The sequence below is a fragment of the Streptomyces sp. NPDC002573 genome (assembly GCF_042889625.1).
Lineage (GTDB): Bacteria > Actinomycetota > Actinomycetes > Streptomycetales > Streptomycetaceae > Streptomyces > Streptomyces gibsoniae.
Genome location: NZ_JBIARC010000016.1, coordinates 137,676 through 153,264 on the forward strand (window position 1 = coordinate 137,676; position 15,589 = coordinate 153,264).

The 15,589-nt window shown below is 70.2% G+C and carries 17 protein-coding genes; 13 read left to right on the plus strand and 4 right to left on the minus strand.

Annotation, left to right across the window (positions count from 1 at the left end; all coding sequences use genetic code 11):
- Window positions 1-28 precede the first annotated feature (28 nt).
- The 8 genes from lepB to ACFYX0_RS17845 all read left to right on the plus strand — a co-directional run bounded on the left by lepB (window position 29) and on the right by ACFYX0_RS17845 (window position 6,832).
- Window positions 29-775, plus strand: a complete 747-nt coding sequence (gene lepB / locus ACFYX0_RS17810; RefSeq protein ID WP_388971196.1) for a signal peptidase I — start codon at window positions 29-31, stop codon at window positions 773-775.
- Window positions 765-1,337, plus strand: a complete 573-nt coding sequence (locus tag ACFYX0_RS17815) for an NUDIX hydrolase (RefSeq protein ID WP_388971198.1) — start codon at window positions 765-767, stop codon at window positions 1,335-1,337. Before lepB ends, ACFYX0_RS17815 begins: the two co-directional genes overlap by 11 nt.
- Window positions 1,338-1,393: 56 nt before the next feature.
- Window positions 1,394-1,702 (plus strand): DUF2469 domain-containing protein, encoded by a 309-nt coding sequence (locus tag ACFYX0_RS17820; protein WP_008745401.1) that lies wholly within the window; start codon window positions 1,394-1,396, stop codon window positions 1,700-1,702.
- An 88-nt stretch (window positions 1,703-1,790) separates the two neighbouring features.
- Window positions 1,791-2,192 (plus strand): YraN family protein, encoded by a 402-nt coding sequence (locus ACFYX0_RS17825; protein WP_388971200.1) that lies wholly within the window; start codon window positions 1,791-1,793, stop codon window positions 2,190-2,192.
- Window positions 2,192-3,817, plus strand: coding sequence for a YifB family Mg chelatase-like AAA ATPase (locus ACFYX0_RS17830; RefSeq protein ID WP_388971202.1), 1,626 nt, complete (start codon window positions 2,192-2,194; stop codon window positions 3,815-3,817). The genes ACFYX0_RS17825 and ACFYX0_RS17830 overlap by 1 nt, the downstream gene beginning before the upstream one ends.
- Entirely contained in the window at window positions 3,814-4,974 is a 1,161-nt protein-coding gene (dprA, locus tag ACFYX0_RS17835; protein WP_388971204.1) for a DNA-processing protein DprA, read from the plus strand. Before ACFYX0_RS17830 ends, dprA begins: the two co-directional genes overlap by 4 nt.
- A gap of 271 nt (window positions 4,975-5,245) precedes the next feature.
- Window positions 5,246-6,088, plus strand: a complete 843-nt coding sequence (gene whiG / locus ACFYX0_RS17840) for an RNA polymerase sigma factor WhiG (RefSeq protein ID WP_388971206.1) — start codon at window positions 5,246-5,248, stop codon at window positions 6,086-6,088.
- 186 nt (window positions 6,089-6,274) lie between these two features.
- Window positions 6,275-6,832, plus strand: a complete 558-nt coding sequence (locus tag ACFYX0_RS17845) for a helix-turn-helix domain-containing protein (RefSeq protein WP_355905196.1) — start codon at window positions 6,275-6,277, stop codon at window positions 6,830-6,832.
- A 48-nt stretch (window positions 6,833-6,880) separates the two neighbouring features.
- On the opposite strand, the gene ACFYX0_RS17850 is transcribed toward ACFYX0_RS17845, so the two are convergent.
- On the minus strand, window positions 6,881-7,447 hold the full coding sequence (locus tag ACFYX0_RS17850) for a peptidoglycan DD-metalloendopeptidase family protein (RefSeq protein ID WP_388971208.1): 567 nt from the start codon (window positions 7,445-7,447) through the stop codon (window positions 6,881-6,883).
- Between the two features lie 414 nt (window positions 7,448-7,861).
- On the opposite strand from ACFYX0_RS17850, the gene rpsB reads away from it, so the two are divergent.
- The 5 genes from rpsB to ACFYX0_RS17875 all read left to right on the plus strand — a co-directional run bounded on the left by rpsB (window position 7,862) and on the right by ACFYX0_RS17875 (window position 12,544).
- Window positions 7,862-8,728 carry a 30S ribosomal protein S2 gene (rpsB, locus tag ACFYX0_RS17855; protein ID WP_388971210.1) on the plus strand — a complete coding sequence of 289 codons (867 nt, stop codon included), beginning with the start codon at window positions 7,862-7,864 and terminating at the stop codon, window positions 8,726-8,728.
- Window positions 8,729-8,897: 169 nt separating this feature from the next.
- Window positions 8,898-9,734, plus strand: coding sequence for a translation elongation factor Ts (gene tsf, locus ACFYX0_RS17860; protein ID WP_388971212.1), 837 nt, complete (start codon window positions 8,898-8,900; stop codon window positions 9,732-9,734).
- A gap of 203 nt (window positions 9,735-9,937) precedes the next feature.
- Window positions 9,938-10,696: a UMP kinase gene (gene pyrH / locus ACFYX0_RS17865; RefSeq protein ID WP_311701515.1), complete on the plus strand. Its 759-nt coding sequence runs from the start codon at window positions 9,938-9,940 to the stop codon at window positions 10,694-10,696.
- A gap of 166 nt (window positions 10,697-10,862) precedes the next feature.
- Window positions 10,863-11,420, plus strand: a complete 558-nt coding sequence (gene frr, locus ACFYX0_RS17870) for a ribosome recycling factor (RefSeq protein ID WP_059129097.1) — start codon at window positions 10,863-10,865, stop codon at window positions 11,418-11,420.
- The gene (locus ACFYX0_RS17875; RefSeq protein ID WP_388971214.1) at window positions 11,420-12,544 is read left to right on the plus strand and encodes a phosphatidate cytidylyltransferase; all 1,125 of its coding nucleotides are present in this window, start codon (window positions 11,420-11,422) and stop codon (window positions 12,542-12,544) included. The genes frr and ACFYX0_RS17875 overlap by 1 nt, the downstream gene beginning before the upstream one ends.
- A 237-nt stretch (window positions 12,545-12,781) precedes the next feature.
- On the opposite strand, the gene ACFYX0_RS17880 is transcribed toward ACFYX0_RS17875, so the two are convergent.
- The 3 genes from ACFYX0_RS17880 to repSA are packed head-to-tail and all read right to left on the minus strand — an operon-like array spanning window position 12,782 to window position 15,581.
- Complete coding sequence (locus ACFYX0_RS17880; protein WP_388971215.1) at window positions 12,782-14,044, minus strand: tyrosine-type recombinase/integrase; 1,263 nt, start codon at window positions 14,042-14,044, stop codon at window positions 12,782-12,784.
- Window positions 14,044-14,241: a helix-turn-helix transcriptional regulator gene (locus tag ACFYX0_RS17885; protein WP_388971217.1), complete on the minus strand. Its 198-nt coding sequence runs from the start codon at window positions 14,239-14,241 to the stop codon at window positions 14,044-14,046. Before ACFYX0_RS17885 ends, ACFYX0_RS17880 begins: the two co-directional genes overlap by 1 nt.
- A 2-nt stretch (window positions 14,242-14,243) precedes the next feature.
- Complete coding sequence (gene repSA, locus ACFYX0_RS17890; protein ID WP_388971226.1) at window positions 14,244-15,581, minus strand: replication initiator protein RepSA; 1,338 nt, start codon at window positions 15,579-15,581, stop codon at window positions 14,244-14,246.
- Window positions 15,582-15,589: the final 8 nt, after the last annotated feature.

Sequence of the window (15,589 nt, forward strand, 5' to 3'; positions counted from 1 at the left end):
TCGCATCTCCGAACTGGGGAGCACTGGGATGAGTGGGACTGGTCGTACGGAAGAGGGCCGCGGACGGCTCGGCAGCACGCTGTCGGGACTGGCCGTGGCCCTCGGCTGTGTGCTCTTCGTCGGCGGGTTCGCCTGGGGCGCCGTCGTCTACAAGCCCTACACCGTGCCCACCGACTCCATGACGCCCACCATCGCCGCCGGTGACCGGGTCCTCGCCCAGCGCGTGGACGCCGCGGACATCAAGCGCGGCGACGTCGTCGTCTTCCGGGAGAAGACCTGGGGCAACATGCCCATCGTCAAGCGGGTCGTGGCGATCGGCGGCGACACCGTCGCCTGCTGCACCGACGGCAAGCTCACCGTCGACGGCAAGGAGATCCACGAGACGTACCTGGCCAAGGGACAGGTCGCCGAGCTCAAGCAGATCCCCAAGATCACGGTCCCCAAGGACCGGCTGTTCCTCCTCGGCGACGAACGCATGGGCTCGCTGGACTCCACGGCCCACCTGACGGAGGCCTTCAGCGGCACGGTGTCGCGCGGTTCCGTGGACGCCCGGGTGGACGCCGTGGCGTGGCCCATGAACGGCATGCTCGCCCGCCCGACGGGCTTCGAGGAACTCGGGCCGATCTCCTCGCCGGGGCCGCTGCGGCTGATCCTCGCCGCGATCGTGGCGGGCGCGGTCCTGGTGATGGCGGGCGGGGCCTATGGGCCGATCGCCCAGCGCGCGGCCCGCAGGCGGAGCAACGCCGTACGGACGGAGCCGGCCGGTGCCCGCTGAGGCGCCGTCCTCCCTCCCCGGCCCGGACGAGCGGAACGAGCCGTACGCCGACGAGGGCGGGACGGGGAAGTGGGACGAGGCCCGGTCGCGGAAGGTGGCCCGGGTGGTGCTGCTGGACCCCAGGGACCGCATCCTGCTGCTCCACGGGCACGAGCCGGACGACCCGGCCGACGACTGGTGGTTCACGCCCGGAGGCGGCGTGGAGGGCGACGAGAGCCGTGAGCAGGCGGCGCTGCGCGAGCTGGCCGAGGAGACCGGCATCACGGATGTCGAGCTCGGCCCGGTGCTGTGGCAGCGCAGGTGCTCCTTCCCGTTCGCGGGCCGCCGCTGGAACCAGGACGAGTGGTACTACCTGGCCCGTACGTCCCAGACCGTCACGGCCGCGCAGGCCCTGACCGAGCTGGAAAAGCGCAGCGTCGTCGGAGCGCGGTGGTGGACGTGCCGGGAACTGGTCGAGTCGCATGAGACGGTGTATCCGACGAGACTCGCCGAGCTGCTCCGCAGGCTGCTCGACGAAGGTCCCCCGGCCGGTCCAGAAGTCCTTGACACCGAAATCGTCTAGGGGCTCACGGGACTGGCGCACAATGGTGGGACCGCACGGCTGAAGGGGAACATGCCATGAGCGCCGAGGACCTCGAGAAGTACGAGACCGAGATGGAGCTGAAGCTCTACCGGGAGTACCGCGATGTCGTCGGTCTGTTCAAATACGTGATCGAGACCGAGCGGCGCTTCTACCTCACCAACGACTACGAGATGCAGGTGCACTCGGTTCAGGGTGAGGTGTTTTTCGAGGTGTCCATGGCCGACGCCTGGGTCTGGGACATGTACCGGCCCGCACGCTTCGTGAAGCAGGTACGCGTTCTCACGTTCAAGGATGTGAACATCGAGGAGCTGAACAAGACCGATCTGGAACTGCCCGGCGGGTGAGCGAGGGCATCTCCTCACCCGCCCGGGTGACGGAGTTGTCCACAACCACCGCACTGTCCACCAAGATCCACAGTGGGAAGCCTGATGCGTGACGGTTGGCGCCGGAGGTGGTGCCGACATGAACACACAACAGGCACGCAGTGCCCTGGGCAGGTACGGAGAGGAACTGGCCGCCCGGCGACTGTCCGCGGCCGGCATGACGGTCCTGGAGCGCAACTGGCGCTGCGGCCGCACCGGTGAGATCGACATCGTCGCCAGAGACGGCGACGTGCTGGTGGTCTGCGAGGTGAAGACCCGCCGGGGCGGCTCGTTCGAGCACCCCATGGCCGCCGTCACTCCCGCGAAGGCGGACCGCCTGCGCGACCTAGCCGAACGCTGGATCCAGGGCCACGGCGGCGCACCACCGGGCGGGGTCCGCGTCGACGTCGTAGGCGTCCTGCTGCCCGACCGCGGCGCCGCCGTGGTCGAGCACGCACGGGGGGTGGCGTGATGGGCTTCGCGCGCACCTGCTCCGTGGCGCTGGTCGGCGTCGAGGGCGTCGTGGTCGAGGTCCAGGCCGACCTCGAACCCGGCGTCGCGGCCTTCACCCTCGTGGGCCTCCCCGACAAGAGCCTCACAGAGAGCCGGGACCGGGTCCGGGCGGCCGTGGTGAACTCCGGCGCGACCTGGCCGTCCAAGAAACTCACCGTGGGCCTCAGCCCCGCGTCCGTACCGAAAGCCGGCAGCGGATTCGACCTCGCCGTCGCCTGCGCCGTGCTCGGCGCCGCGGAACGCATCGACCCCCGCGTGCTCGCCGACATCGTGATGATCGGCGAACTGGGCCTGGACGGACGCGTCCGGCCCGTGCGAGGCATCCTGCCCGCCGTCCTCGCTGCCGCGGACGCCGGATACGAACAGGTGGTCGTACCCGAGTGCGCGGCCGCCGAAGCCTCCCTCGTCCCCGGCGTGTCCGTGCTCGGCGTCCGCACCCTGCGCCAGCTGATCGCCGTCCTCGCCGACGAACCCGTACCCGAGGAGGAACCGGACGAACAGGGCCGTCCCGACCCGCTCCTCGCCGGTCTGCGCGTACCGGGCACCGGCGCCGCGACCGGCATGCACAGCGTCGGCGCCGCACAGCACGACCAGCACCACGACCTCGCCGACGTCGTGGGTCAGCTCGCCGCCCGCACAGCCGTGGAGGTCGCAGCAGCAGGCGGACACCACCTCCTCCTCGAAGGACCGCCCGGCGCCGGAAAGACGATGCTGGCCGAGCGGCTGCCCGCCGTCCTGCCGAAACTCACCCGACAGGAATCGCTGGAGGTCACAGCGGTGCACTCGGTGGCCGGACTGCTCCCCGTGGGCAAACCCCTCATCGACACCGCCCCCTACTGCGCCCCGCACCACTCCGCCACCATGCAGGCACTCGTCGGCGGCGGACCCGGCATCGCCCGCCCCGGCGCCGTCTCGCTCTCCCACCGCGGAATCCTCTTCCTCGACGAGACCCCCGAGTTCAGCACCCAGACCCTCGACGCGCTGCGCCAGCCGCTGGAGGCCGGACACGTCGTCATCGCACGCAGCGCGGGAGTCGTGCGCTTCCCGGCGAAGTTCCTGATGGTCCTCGCCGCCAACCCCTGCCCCTGCGGCCGCTTCTCACTGCGCGACACCCAGTGCGAGTGCCCGCCCTCCGCCATCCGCCGCTACCAGGCCAGGCTCTCCGGTCCACTCCTGGACCGGGTCGACCTCCGCGTCGAGGTGGACGCCGTCACCCGCGCCGAACTCACCGGCCGCGGCCCCGGAGGCGCCTCCACCGCCACCGTGGCCGCCCGAGTGCGGGAGGCCCGGGAGCGGGCGGCGACACGACTGACGGGCACCCCCTGGCGGACCAACAGCGACGTACCGGGCCGGGAGCTGCGCAACCGCTGGCAGCCCGCCGGCGGCGCCATGGACGAGGCCGAGCGCAGTCTGGAACGCGGCATGCTGACGGCCCGAGGACTGGACCGCGTGCTGCGCGTCGCCTGGACCGTCGCGGACCTCGCGGGCCACGCCCGGCCCGACGCCACGGACGTCGCACTGGCGCTGCAGCTGCGCACCGGGGTGCCGCGAGGCGTGCCCATCACCATCGGGACACCGGCATGAGCACGGACGGACCCCAGGACCCCGAACACCTCACCCGCATCTTCCTCACCCGGGTCGTCGAACCCGGCGACGAGATCGCCGGACGCTGGCTGCGGGAGTACGGCGCCGAGGAGGTGGCCCGGCGGCTGCGAGACCCAGGGCCACGGCTGCCGGGGGTGTCGGAGAAACGGTGGGCCGGGCTGCTCGCACGGGCCGCACGAGCCGACCCGGAGCGGGACCGGGCCGCCGCCCAGGCGGCAGGGGTGCGGTTCCTGTGCCCCGGCGGCGCCGAATGGCCGGCACAGCTCGACGACCTCGGAGACGCCCGGCCCATCGGACTGTGGGTGCGCGGACAGCCCGGCCTGCGGCTGTGGGCCCTGCGGTCCGTCGCAGTCGTCGGCTCCCGCGCCTGCACCGAGTACGGCGCCCACATGGCGGCCACCCTCTCCGCAGGCCTCGCGGAGCGCGGCTGGATCGTGGTCTCCGGCGGCGCCTACGGCATCGACGGCGCGGCACACCGCGGAGCGCTCGCAGCCGCGGGCGCCACCGTCGCCGTACTGGCCTGCGGAGTCGACCGGCCCTATCCGCGCGGCCACGCCGGCCTCATCACCAGAATCGCCGAGCAGGGACTCGTCATCGGGGAACTGCCGCCCGGGGACCACCCGACCCCCAGCAGATTCCTCGTACGCAACCGGGTCATCGCGGCCCTCACCCGCGGCACCGTGGTCGTGGAGGCCGCCCTCCGCAGCGGCTCGCTGGTCACGGCCCGTGCGGCGCAGCGGCTGGGCCGCTTCACCATGGGGGTGCCGGGACCGGCCACCAGCGGACTTTCCGCGGGAGTCCACGAACTGCTGCGCGGCGAGGCGGTGCTGGTAACGGACGCCGCCGACATCGTCGAACTGGTGGGTGACATCGGGCAGCTGGCGCCGGACCGGCGCGGCCCGGTGCTCCCACGCGACCTCCTGGAACCGGCCGCCCGGCGCGTCCTCGCGGCGCTCCCCGGGTCCGGTACGGCGTCGGCGGACGAGGTCGCGCGCGGCGCGCAGACCACCGAGGACGACGCCGTCGGGAGACTGTACGAACTCCGATCACTTGGATTCGTCGAACGACACAGCGATGGCTGGAAGTTGACACGCCAGGCGGTGACCTCGGTCCGACAAGATCACGTTCAGTGTTGACCGAGCGTGTTCGGCCGTCCGGGCGACCCCCCGACGCCCTTGGCAATTCCACCAGTTGACCCTTTCCGGCGATCACTCAGGGCGACGGTCGTGGTCGCGGCAGGGGTCCCACCAGACCCCTTCGCGCACGGGTGATGCCTTGCCCTTCGCACACTGCGACACCACAGTCACGCTACGCTCACGAGGATCCCGAGTCAGAAGGCATCTCGACATCAGACCGACAGCTCACCCAGCCATCCCCAGCCCACGGCAGAACGGCACAAGGCGACGAATGCCCCAGCACACCTCCGGGCCCGACCGGGCGGCGCATCCCCCAGCCGCCCGTGACGGCGGCAGCGTGCGCCCCACCGCTCCCTCGACGCTCGACGAGTTGTGGCGGACGTACAAGGAGACGGGGGACGAGCGGCTGCGGGAGCAGCTGATCCTGCACTACTCGCCGCTGGTGAAGTACGTGGCGGGTCGGGTGAGCGTGGGCCTGCCGGCCAATGTGGAGCAGGCGGACTTCGTGTCCTCCGGGGTCTTCGGGCTGATCGACGCGATCGAGAAGTTCGACATCGACCGGGAGATCAAGTTCGAGACGTACGCGATCACACGGATCCGCGGCGCGATGATCGACGAACTGCGGGCGCTGGACTGGATCCCCCGCTCGGTGCGGCAGAAGGCACGCAGCGTGGAGCGCGCCTACGCCACCCTGGAGGCGCGGCTTCGACGCACCCCCTCCGAGGGGGAGGTGGCCGCCGAGATGGGCATCGGCGTCGAGGAACTGCACGCCGTCTTCAGCCAGCTGTCACTGGCGAACGTGGTGGCCCTGGAGGAACTGCTGCACGTCGGCGGCGAGGGCGGCGACCGCCTCAGCCTGATGGACACCCTGGAGGACACCGCCGCGGACAATCCCGTGGAGGTGGCCGAGGGCCGGGAGCTGCGACGGTTCCTCGCGCGGGCGATCAACACCCTGCCCGACCGGGAGAAGACCGTGGTCACGCTCTACTACTACGAGGGCCTGACCCTCGCCGAGATCGGCAATGTGCTCGGTGTGACCGAGAGCCGGGTCAGCCAGATCCACACGAAGTCCGTCCTCCAGCTACGGGCCAAGCTGGCCGCGTTCGGACGCTGACGCGCGATACCGGCGGCCTGGCGGGCGCGGGAAGCCGGCCGGTGGCTGTGCGCCGCGCGCGCGGAGCCCGGCACCGGCGTACGGAGCACGAGTGGCCCAGGTGAGCGGCGCGCACAGGTGAGTGGCTCCCGCGGGAGGCGCTCCGTCCGTACAGTGGTTGACGTGCCAAGGATTCGAGCGGCCTCTGTGGCCGAGCACCGGTCGATGCAGCGAGCCGCCCTGCTGGACGCGGCACGATCCCTCCTGTCCGAGGGCGGTACGGAAGCCCTGACGTTCCCGGCCCTCGCCGAGCGGACGGGCCTCGCGCGCTCCTCCGTGTACGAGTACTTCCGCTCCCGCGCCGCCGTCGTCGAAGAGCTGTGCGCGGTCGACTTCCCCGTCTGGGCGGCGGAGGTCGAGGCGGCCATGGCTGCGGCGGACGGCCCCGAGGCGAAGATCGAGGCGTATGTGCGGCAGCAGCTGGCCCTGGTCGGGGACCGGCGCCACCGTGCCGTGGTCGCGATCTCGGCGAGCGAACTCGACGCCGGGGCACGCGAGAAGATCCGCGCGGCGCACGGCGGGCTCGTGACGATGATCGCCGACACGCTCGGCGCGATGGGACACGACGAGCCCCGGCTCACGGCCATGCTGCTCCAGGGCGTGGTCGACGCCGCGGTACGGCGCATCGAACTGGGCGCCGCGGAGGACCCGGCAGCCATCACGGAGGCGGCGGTGGGGATGGCTCTGCGGGGCGTCCGAGGCTGATCCTGTCCCCGGGGGCCCTCCCTCCCCCCCGCAACCCCCAGCCCCCGCCTACGGCAAAGGCACCCCCTCCACCCGCAGCAGCCGCGACGGCCCCGCGTGCAGCAGCCAGGGCGGCAGCAGGGAGAGCGGATTCAGATACGCCTCCCCGCGGAGCAGCCCCCAGTGCAGGCAGGCTCCCGCGCAGTGGGCGGTCGGCGGTTCCAGCACGCCCAGCACCTCGCCGGGCCGGACGGTGTCGCCCTCCCGCACCGACGCCCTTACCGGCTCGTAGGTCGTCCGTAACGGTGGTGAGCCCGTGCCCGCCAGCTCCACGGACACCACACCCCGTCCCGCCACCCGCCCCGCGAAGACGACCCGCCCGGCCGCCACCGCCCGCACCGGAGCGCTCGGAGCCGCCGCCAGGTCCACGCCCCGGTGCCCCGGCCCGTAGGGCGTCGCCGGCGGCTCCCAGCCCCGTAGAACCAGTGGGCGAACCCCCACCGGCCACAGCCGCGCGACGGCCGGCACCGCCGCGCCGGGGCCCCGTGTGGCCGCCCTGACTGAACCTGACGCGCCCGTCGTCACCCCGCCCGTCGTCACCTGACCCGGTGTGACCGCACCCCGCGGCTCGGCCATGACCGCATCTGTACGGTCCGACGCCCCCGCCCACGCCGTAGACGGCTGTGGTCCCGCTCGTGCGACCGGGGCCGCCACGCCCACCGCCACCAGCAGTGGCAGGGCCGCGGGCCACCGTCGCGCATGTCGTTCAGCTCGCATGGGAGTACGGTCCCGCACCTCGGGTGATCATGGCTGGGATCTGTGGACAACCGGCCCGTTGTGGACAGCGGCGTCACCCGCCGCTCCGCCGGTCCCGTACACTTCTTGTGGCGATCCGGGTCACCGGGTCGACTTCGCACGCCCCGACACCAGGCCATCACCGGGCCGGTGTCAGCGCTCCTCGGTCCTTCGCGGCACGGCGCATCGCGGGCGTCAGGCGCGAGTGCCATCCGGCACCCGCGGCACAACCGAGAAAACTCAAGGAGAACGGCCATGGCCGTCGTCACGATGCGGGAGCTGCTGGAGAGCGGCGTCCACTTCGGTCACCAGACCCGTCGCTGGAACCCGAAGATGAAGCGCTTCATCTTCACCGAGCGCAACGGCATCTACATCATCGACCTGCTCCAGTCGCTGTCGTACATCGACCGCGCCTACGAGTTCGTCAAGGAGACCGTGGCCCACGGCGGCACGGTCATGTTCGTCGGTACCAAGAAGCAGGCGCAGGAGGCCATCGCCGAGCAGGCCACCCGCGTCGGCATGCCCTACGTCAACCAGCGCTGGCTGGGCGGCATGCTCACCAACTTCTCGACCGTCTACAAGCGTCTGCAGCGCCTCAAGGAGCTCGAGCAGATCGACTTCGAGGACGTCGCCGCGTCCGGTCTGACCAAGAAGGAGCTTCTCGTGCTCTCGCGCGAGAAGGCCAAGCTGGAGAAGACCCTCGGTGGTATCCGCGAGATGCAGAAGGTGCCGAGCGCCGTCTGGATCGTGGACACCAAGAAGGAGCACATCGCGGTCGGTGAGGCCCGGAAGCTCAACATCCCGGTCGTCGCCATCCTCGACACCAACTGTGACCCCGACGAGGTCGACTACAAGATCCCGGGCAACGACGACGCGATCCGCTCCGTCACCCTGCTGACCCGCGTGATCGCCGACGCCGTCGCCGAGGGCCTCATCTCCCGCTCCCGTGTCGCCACCGGCGACAAGGGCGAGAAGGCCGCTGCCGAGCCGCTCGCCGAGTGGGAGCGTGACCTGCTCGAGGGTGAGAAGAAGGCCGAGACCGAGGAGGCCGCTCCGGCCGAGGCCGCTGCCGCCGAGGCTCCGGCCGCCGAGGCGCCGGCTGCCGAGGGCGAGCAGGCCTGACCTCAGGGCCGTTCGGCTGATGTGAGGGCGGGTGGCGCCGATCGCGCCATCCGCCGTTCACCCGCAGCCCTTAGATCTTCGTAGCCCGTAGATCTTTGGCGGCCGCCCGTACGACGCGTGGCGGCCGCCGACTTCGAGACTTCGAACTCCGAGAAGAGATTCACAGATCATGGCGAACTACACCGCCGCCGACGTCAAGAAGCTCCGTGAGCTGACCGGCGCCGGCATGATGGACTGCAAGAAGGCGCTGGACGAGGCCGAGGGCAACGTCGAGAAGGCCGTCGAGGCGCTCCGCATCAAGGGCCAGAAGGGCGTCGCCAAGCGCGAGGGCCGCTCCGCCGAGAACGGCGCCGTGGTCTCCATCATCGCCGACGACAACTCCTCCGGTGTCCTGGTCGAGCTGAAGTGCGAGACGGACTTCGTCGCCAAGGGCGAGAAGTTCCAGGCCGCCGCCCAGGCGATCGCCGAGCACGTCGCGAAGACCTCCCCGGCCGACCTCGAGGCCCTGCTCGGCTCCGAGATCGAGCCCGGCAAGACCGTCCAGGCGTTCGTGGACGAGGCCAACGCCAACCTCGGCGAGAAGATCGTCCTGGACCGCTTCGCGCAGTTCTCCGACGGTTTCGTCACGGCCTACATGCACCGCACGATGCCCGACCTGCCCCCGCAGATCGGTGTCCTCGTCGAGCTGGACAAGCCGAACTCCGAGGTCGCCAAGGGCATCGCCCAGCACATCGCCGCCTTCGCGCCGAAGTACCTCTCCCAGGAGGAGATCCCGGCCGAGGTCGTCGAGTCCGAGCGCCGCATCGCCGAGGAGACCACCCGCGCCGAGGGCAAGCCCGAGGCCGCGATCGCCAAGATCGTCGAGGGTCGTCTGAACGGCTTCTTCAAGGACGCCACGCTGCTCGGCCAGCCGTACGCGCTGGACAACAAGAAGTCCGTCCAGAAGGTTCTGGACGAGGCGGGTGTCACCCTGAAGCGCTTCACGCGCATCAAGGTCGGCATCTGAGTCCGTACCGCGATCGACGGAAGACCCGGATAGGGTCGAAAGTCGAAAGCAGTCGTCCGCGTCATCCGCGTGTGCCGTCCCGCACGCGCGCGTGACGGACGCAGATATGACGAGGAGGCCATTGCCGTGTATGGGATGCGAAACACACCCCATCGGCAATGGCCTTCTTCGTATGTGCAACACGTGAAAGAGGCGGGATCTCAATGACCACCAAGCCCGAGAAGAGCGACGACGGCAAAGTACGCGGCCGGTTTCTGCTGAAACTGTCCGGAGAGGCGTTCTCCGGCGGCACCGGACTCGGCGTCGACCCGGACGTGGTGCATGCCATCGCCCGTGAGATCGCGGCTGTGGTGCGCGACGGATCCCAGATCGCCGTCGTGATCGGCGGCGGCAACTTCTTCCGCGGCGCCGAACTCCAGCAGCGCGGCATGGACCGGGCCCGCTCCGACTACATGGGCATGCTCGGCACGGTCATGAACTGCCTCGCCCTCCAGGACTTCCTGGAGAAGGAGGGCATCGACTCGCGCGTGCAGACCGCCATCACCATGGGTCAGGTCGCCGAGCCGTACATCCCGCTGCGTGCCGTGCGCCATCTGGAGAAGGGCCGCGTGGTCATCTTCGGCGCCGGTATGGGCATGCCGTACTTCTCGACCGACACGACCGCCGCCCAGCGTGCCCTGGAGATCGACGCCGAGGCCCTGCTCATGGGCAAGAACGGTGTGGACGGGGTCTACGACTCCGACCCGAAGACCAACCCCGAGGCCGTCAAGTTCGACGCGCTCAGCTACGGGGAGGTCATCACCCGAGACCTCAAGGTCGCCGACATGACCGCCATCACGCTGTGCCGGGACAACAAGCTGCCCATCCTGGTCTTCGAGCTGCTGGCGGAGGGCAATATCGCCCGGGCCGTCAAGGGTGAGAAGATCGGCACACTCGTGGGAGACCAAGGCAGCCGGGGCTGACCCGACGCCGACCGGTGCGGGGCGCCCCTGCGGGCGGCGCACCCTGACCGGGGGATGGACAATGACCTGCCGGTCCGGAACCGTGCAGGAAGAAGACGCGACGCAGCCGGCCGCGGACCGACGAGTGACAGCTGCCGGGCCTACTCAAGACACGCAGGAGCAAGTGGTGATCGAAGAGACCCTCCTCGAGGCCGAGGAGAAGATGGAGAAGGCCGTCGTGGTCGCCAAGGAGGACTTCGCCGCGATCCGCACCGGTCGTGCGCACCCGGCGATGTTCAACAAGATCGTGGCCGACTACTACGGCGCACCGACGCCGATCAACCAGCTGGCCTCGTTCTCGGTGCCGGAGCCGCGCATGGCCGTGGTGACGCCGTTCGACAAGAGCGCGCTGCGCAACATCGAGCAGGCGATCCGCGACTCCGACCTGGGCGTCAACCCGAGCAACGACGGCAACATCATCCGCGTGGTGTTCCCCGAGCTCACCGAGGAGCGGCGCCGCGAGTACATCAAGGTCGCCAAGGGCAAGGGCGAGGACGCCAAGGTCGCGATCCGCTCCGTGCGCCGCAAGGCCAAGGACGCCATCGACAAGCTCGTCAAGGACGGCGAGGTCGGCGAGGACGAGGGCCGCCGTGCGGAGAAGGAGCTCGACGACACCACCGCGAAGTACGTCGCGCAGGTGGACGAGCTGCTCAAGCACAAGGAAGCGGAGCTCCTCGAGGTCTGATGAACGACTCTTCCTGGGGGGCGCCGCCACAGGCCGGGTACTGGGGGCCCAGCGCAGCAGGTCCGGGCCGTCGGACCGGCCCGGCGGGTCCCGCATACGATGCGCATGACGCCCAGCAGACTCGCCCCATGCCCATCGTGCCCGACGTGCCCGCACAAGGCGGAGACCAGGATGACGACCAAGGGGCCGCTCGGCTGAGCGGCCCCTTGGTCCGCGACGACACGCCGCAGGCGCCGTCCCACTGGGCGGCCTCGCAGAATCCGGAGCCCATGCCCGACGCCCAGCAGCCGGCGCCCGCGCCGCAGAAGAAGAGCGCGGGCCGCGACCTGGGCGCGGCCATAGGGGTCGGGGTCGGGCTCGGCGTCGTGATCGTCGTCTCGTTGTTCATCGTCAAGGCCGTGTTCGTCGGTGTCGTCGCGGTCGCCGTCGTGGTGGGCCTGTGGGAGCTGACGAAGCGGCTGGAGGAGCGCAAGGGCATCAAGGCGCCCCTCGTGCCGCTCGCGGTCGGCGGTGCGGCGATGGTCGTGGCCGGGTATGTGCGGGGCGCCGAGGGTGCCTGGGTGGCGATGGCACTCACCGCGCTCGCGGTCCTGGTCTGGCGTATGACGGAACCACCGGACGGCTATCTCAAGGACGTCACGGCGGGTGTCTTCGCGGCGTTCTACGTGCCGTTCCTGGCCACGTTCGTCGCCATGATGCTGGCGGCCGACGACGGCCCGCAGCGCGTCCTGACCTTCCTGCTGCTGACGGTCGTCAGCGACACGGGCGCCTACGCGGTCGGCTGGCGGTTCGGCAGCCACAAGCTCGCTCCGCGCATCAGCCCCGGCAAGACCCGTGAGGGCCTCGTCGGAGCGGTGGCCTTCGCCATGGGGGCGGGCGCGCTGTGCATGCAGTATCTGATCGACGGCGGCACGTGGTGGGAGGGCCTGCTGCTGGGTCTCGCCGTCGCCGCCAGCGCCACGCTGGGCGATCTCGGCGAGTCCATGATCAAGCGTGACCTGGGCATCAAGGACATGGGCACGCTGCTGCCGGGCCACGGCGGCATCATGGACCGGCTCGACTCCCTGCTGCCCACCGCTCCGGTGGTCTGGCTGCTGCTCGTGCTCTTCGTCGGCAGCGGCTGAGGAATCGTCTCCCCGCGCGATCCACTCACTGAAGGGCCCGCCGTCCACAACGGCGGGCCCTTCGGCACTCGTCGGCCCCGGGTGCCTTCATCTTGCCTACGTGTGGACAGCAGCGGGTCACCCGATTGGATCTGCGACACTGGTAAGGCCATGCCTAAGCCCGGAGAACTGGCAATAGTTGGGCAGCAACAAGCCCCCTACCAGCGCGTTCGGCACGGATAGGGGGCCTGGCGTGAGTCACTGGGCCGTCTCTGGGCCGTCAGGCTCGCGCGGGGCCCGCAGAAGCACCCGATCCACCGCCTTCCTCGTACGCTCCTGGCTCGACGGCATCAGGTGCGCGTACACCCGCAGCGTCAACCCAGGGTCGGAGTGCCCCAGATACTCACTCACGGCCTTGATGCTCTCGCCAGCGTCCAGCAACACCGAGGCGTAGAAGTGCCTCAGCGCGTGCATGCCGTGCTCACGAGCCGACTCGTACTTACCGTCGTCACCGGCTTCCGCGATCAGGCCAGCCGCCGCCAGGGCGGGCTTCCAGTCCTGGATGTTGAAGTTGCTGCGCCAGACGAGACCGCTCGCCCTGTTCGTGAACAGGAGGCGGGCCGACACCTTCGGGCCGTCCGGCTTGCGCCAAGGCAACGTGATCTCAACCGGCTTGAAGGCGTCCATGTGGACCCGCAGGGCCTCAGCCACCGACGGCGGCAACGGTACGTCCCGCTCCTTGTTGCACTTCGGAGGAGCGAACACGGCCTTGCCCCGGATCAGCTTCACCTGCCGGACCACCCGAATGATGCCGCTGTCGTAGTCGAGCGCATCCTCAGCCAGTCCCACGATCTCGCCCTGACGGAGCCCGCACCCAGCACCCACGTCCACCATGGGCTGATAGCGCTGGGGGAGTGCTGCCCGGACCGCCTGAACCTGGGCAGGCAGCCACGGCACAACACGGCGCTGCTCGGCGGCCGGCGGGCGGACAGACTTCGCGGAGCACGGGTTGCGAGGCAACAGCCCGTCGTCAACCGCCGCACTGAGTACGGCCCGCACGTCACCGTAGATGTTCCGCGCATAGCCACCGCTCACGGCCGGGTCGTTCTCCAGCGCGCTCACCAGGCCCCGGATGTGCTCCGGGCGGAACGAGTCCAGCGGCCGAGAGCCGATCAGCCGAAATGCGTGCAGGCGCAACCGCTGCTCGACCACGACCTGACTAGCCGGGTCGATGCCATGCGTCTTGAGCCACTTCTCGGCGTAGCTCTTGAAGGTGATCCGAGCCGCGTGCGGGTCGATGTACCGACCGCGCGACATGTCCGACGCAATGTCGGTCAGCCACTGCTCAGCGAGGCGTTTCTGCCGATCCGGGAAGCTCTTGGACTTCTCGGTGCCGTCGGGCCCGATATACCGAGCGCGATAGCGCATGCCAGTGCCAAAGCGCTCGCTCTTGACCTTGACCGGCTTGCCGTTCGGTCGGGTCTCGGTCTTGTACCAGCGGTCTTGGACGTGGCCAGCCATCAGGCAGCCTCACCAAGCTGGGAGTCCACCCAGGCCCGCACGTCACTAGGGTCGAAGCGCAGGTGACGGCCGACCCGGAAGCCGCGGGGACCGGTGTGCTTCCGGCGCCACTGGTAGACCGTCTCGACGCTAGGAAGCTCGAACATCTCGACCAGGTCCTCCGGAGTCAGGAACCGGTTCGGCAGCTGTGAGGCCATGGTCAGCACTCCCTCTCGTCGTCGAGTTGGTCGCGTAGGGCTTGGCGGGCGGTTTCGCGGTTGAGTTGGAGGTCGCGGGCGATGGTGGCGGCGAGGGCGGATTCGCCGGGGGTGTGGCCGTGGCCGGCGTACTGCCAGTCAACGAGGACCAGGACGGTGTCCGGCTCGACGTCGTCCAGGCCGAGGGCGGCGCGTTCCTGGGTGGCGCGGTAGTCGGCGCGTTCTTGGCGTAAGGCGCCGAGGGTGGTCGAGTACTGGCGGGACTTGGTGGAGAAGTGGCCGCGGAAGCCGAGCATGTGGGCCCAGGCCCACAGACGGCGGTCCGGGTAGAGGGGGTCGAGCTTCTTGCAGGCCTCGATGAGTCGGCGGGTGTGGTCGGGGACCTGGTGGCGGTCGAGTTCGGCGAGTTCGCCGATGCGGCGGTCCAGGGTGCCGGTGTTCTCCGCGGCCTTGGTGGCGTACTTGGCGACGTAGGAGGCCACGGCCTGTTCGGTGATCTCGGAGCCGTCGCCGAAGGCCTTCACGGGCCGGACGTCGAGCTGGATACCCCAGCGGAACGTGCGGCCCGGTTGGTCCCCGGCGGCCGGGACGGAGACCGAGGTGTACGAGTGGGCGGCGGCGGCACGGATCGCGTCGGTGAGGAGGCCGACCGTTGCCCAGGACGGGGGCTGGGTATCGGGTCCGTCCGGGCCGTCGATGCGGATCACTGCATGGAAGTGCACGGCGCCGCGTTTCTGGAACTCGGCGACCTTGCCGTACGACAGCCGCGCGCACTCCTTCAACTCCCGTTGGGAAAGGCCGGCGCGGGCGGCGATCTCGCGGCGGAGCCGGTTGGTGAAGCGCTGCCAGAGCTGTCCGGCGTGGTTGTTGAACAGGACGGCGCCCGCGTAGTCGTAGGTGGTCGGGTCCAGGGCGGTGCCGAGGGCGGGATCGTCAGCGGAATGGCTGGTGCCGCAGCGGCAGGTGCCACGGTCGGGGCGGTTGTGGACGGGGCCGAAGGACGGGGCGGTGAGGGTGGCGAAGATGCGCGGGTGATCGCGGACGGTGGCGGGGATGTCCCGGCGGTCGTCGCCCGCGAGTCCGGCGCGGATGAGGTGGTAGGTGTCGCCTGCGTAGGTGAAGGCGCAGGCCGGGCAGCGGGAGGCGCGGCGATTGCCGCAGGCGACGCGGAGGCGTCCGCCGGGCTCGTTCTCGGTGGTGTAGTGGTGCAGGGTCTGGCCGGTGGTCTTGTCTTTGTGGAGGGTCCAGCCGGTCAGGTGGATGGGGTCGGCGCAGCCGCCGGTGCGGCGGATCTGGTCTTCCCAGCGGGTGTAGTCGGGGGCCGAGGCCACCCTCAGCAGGTCGCTGA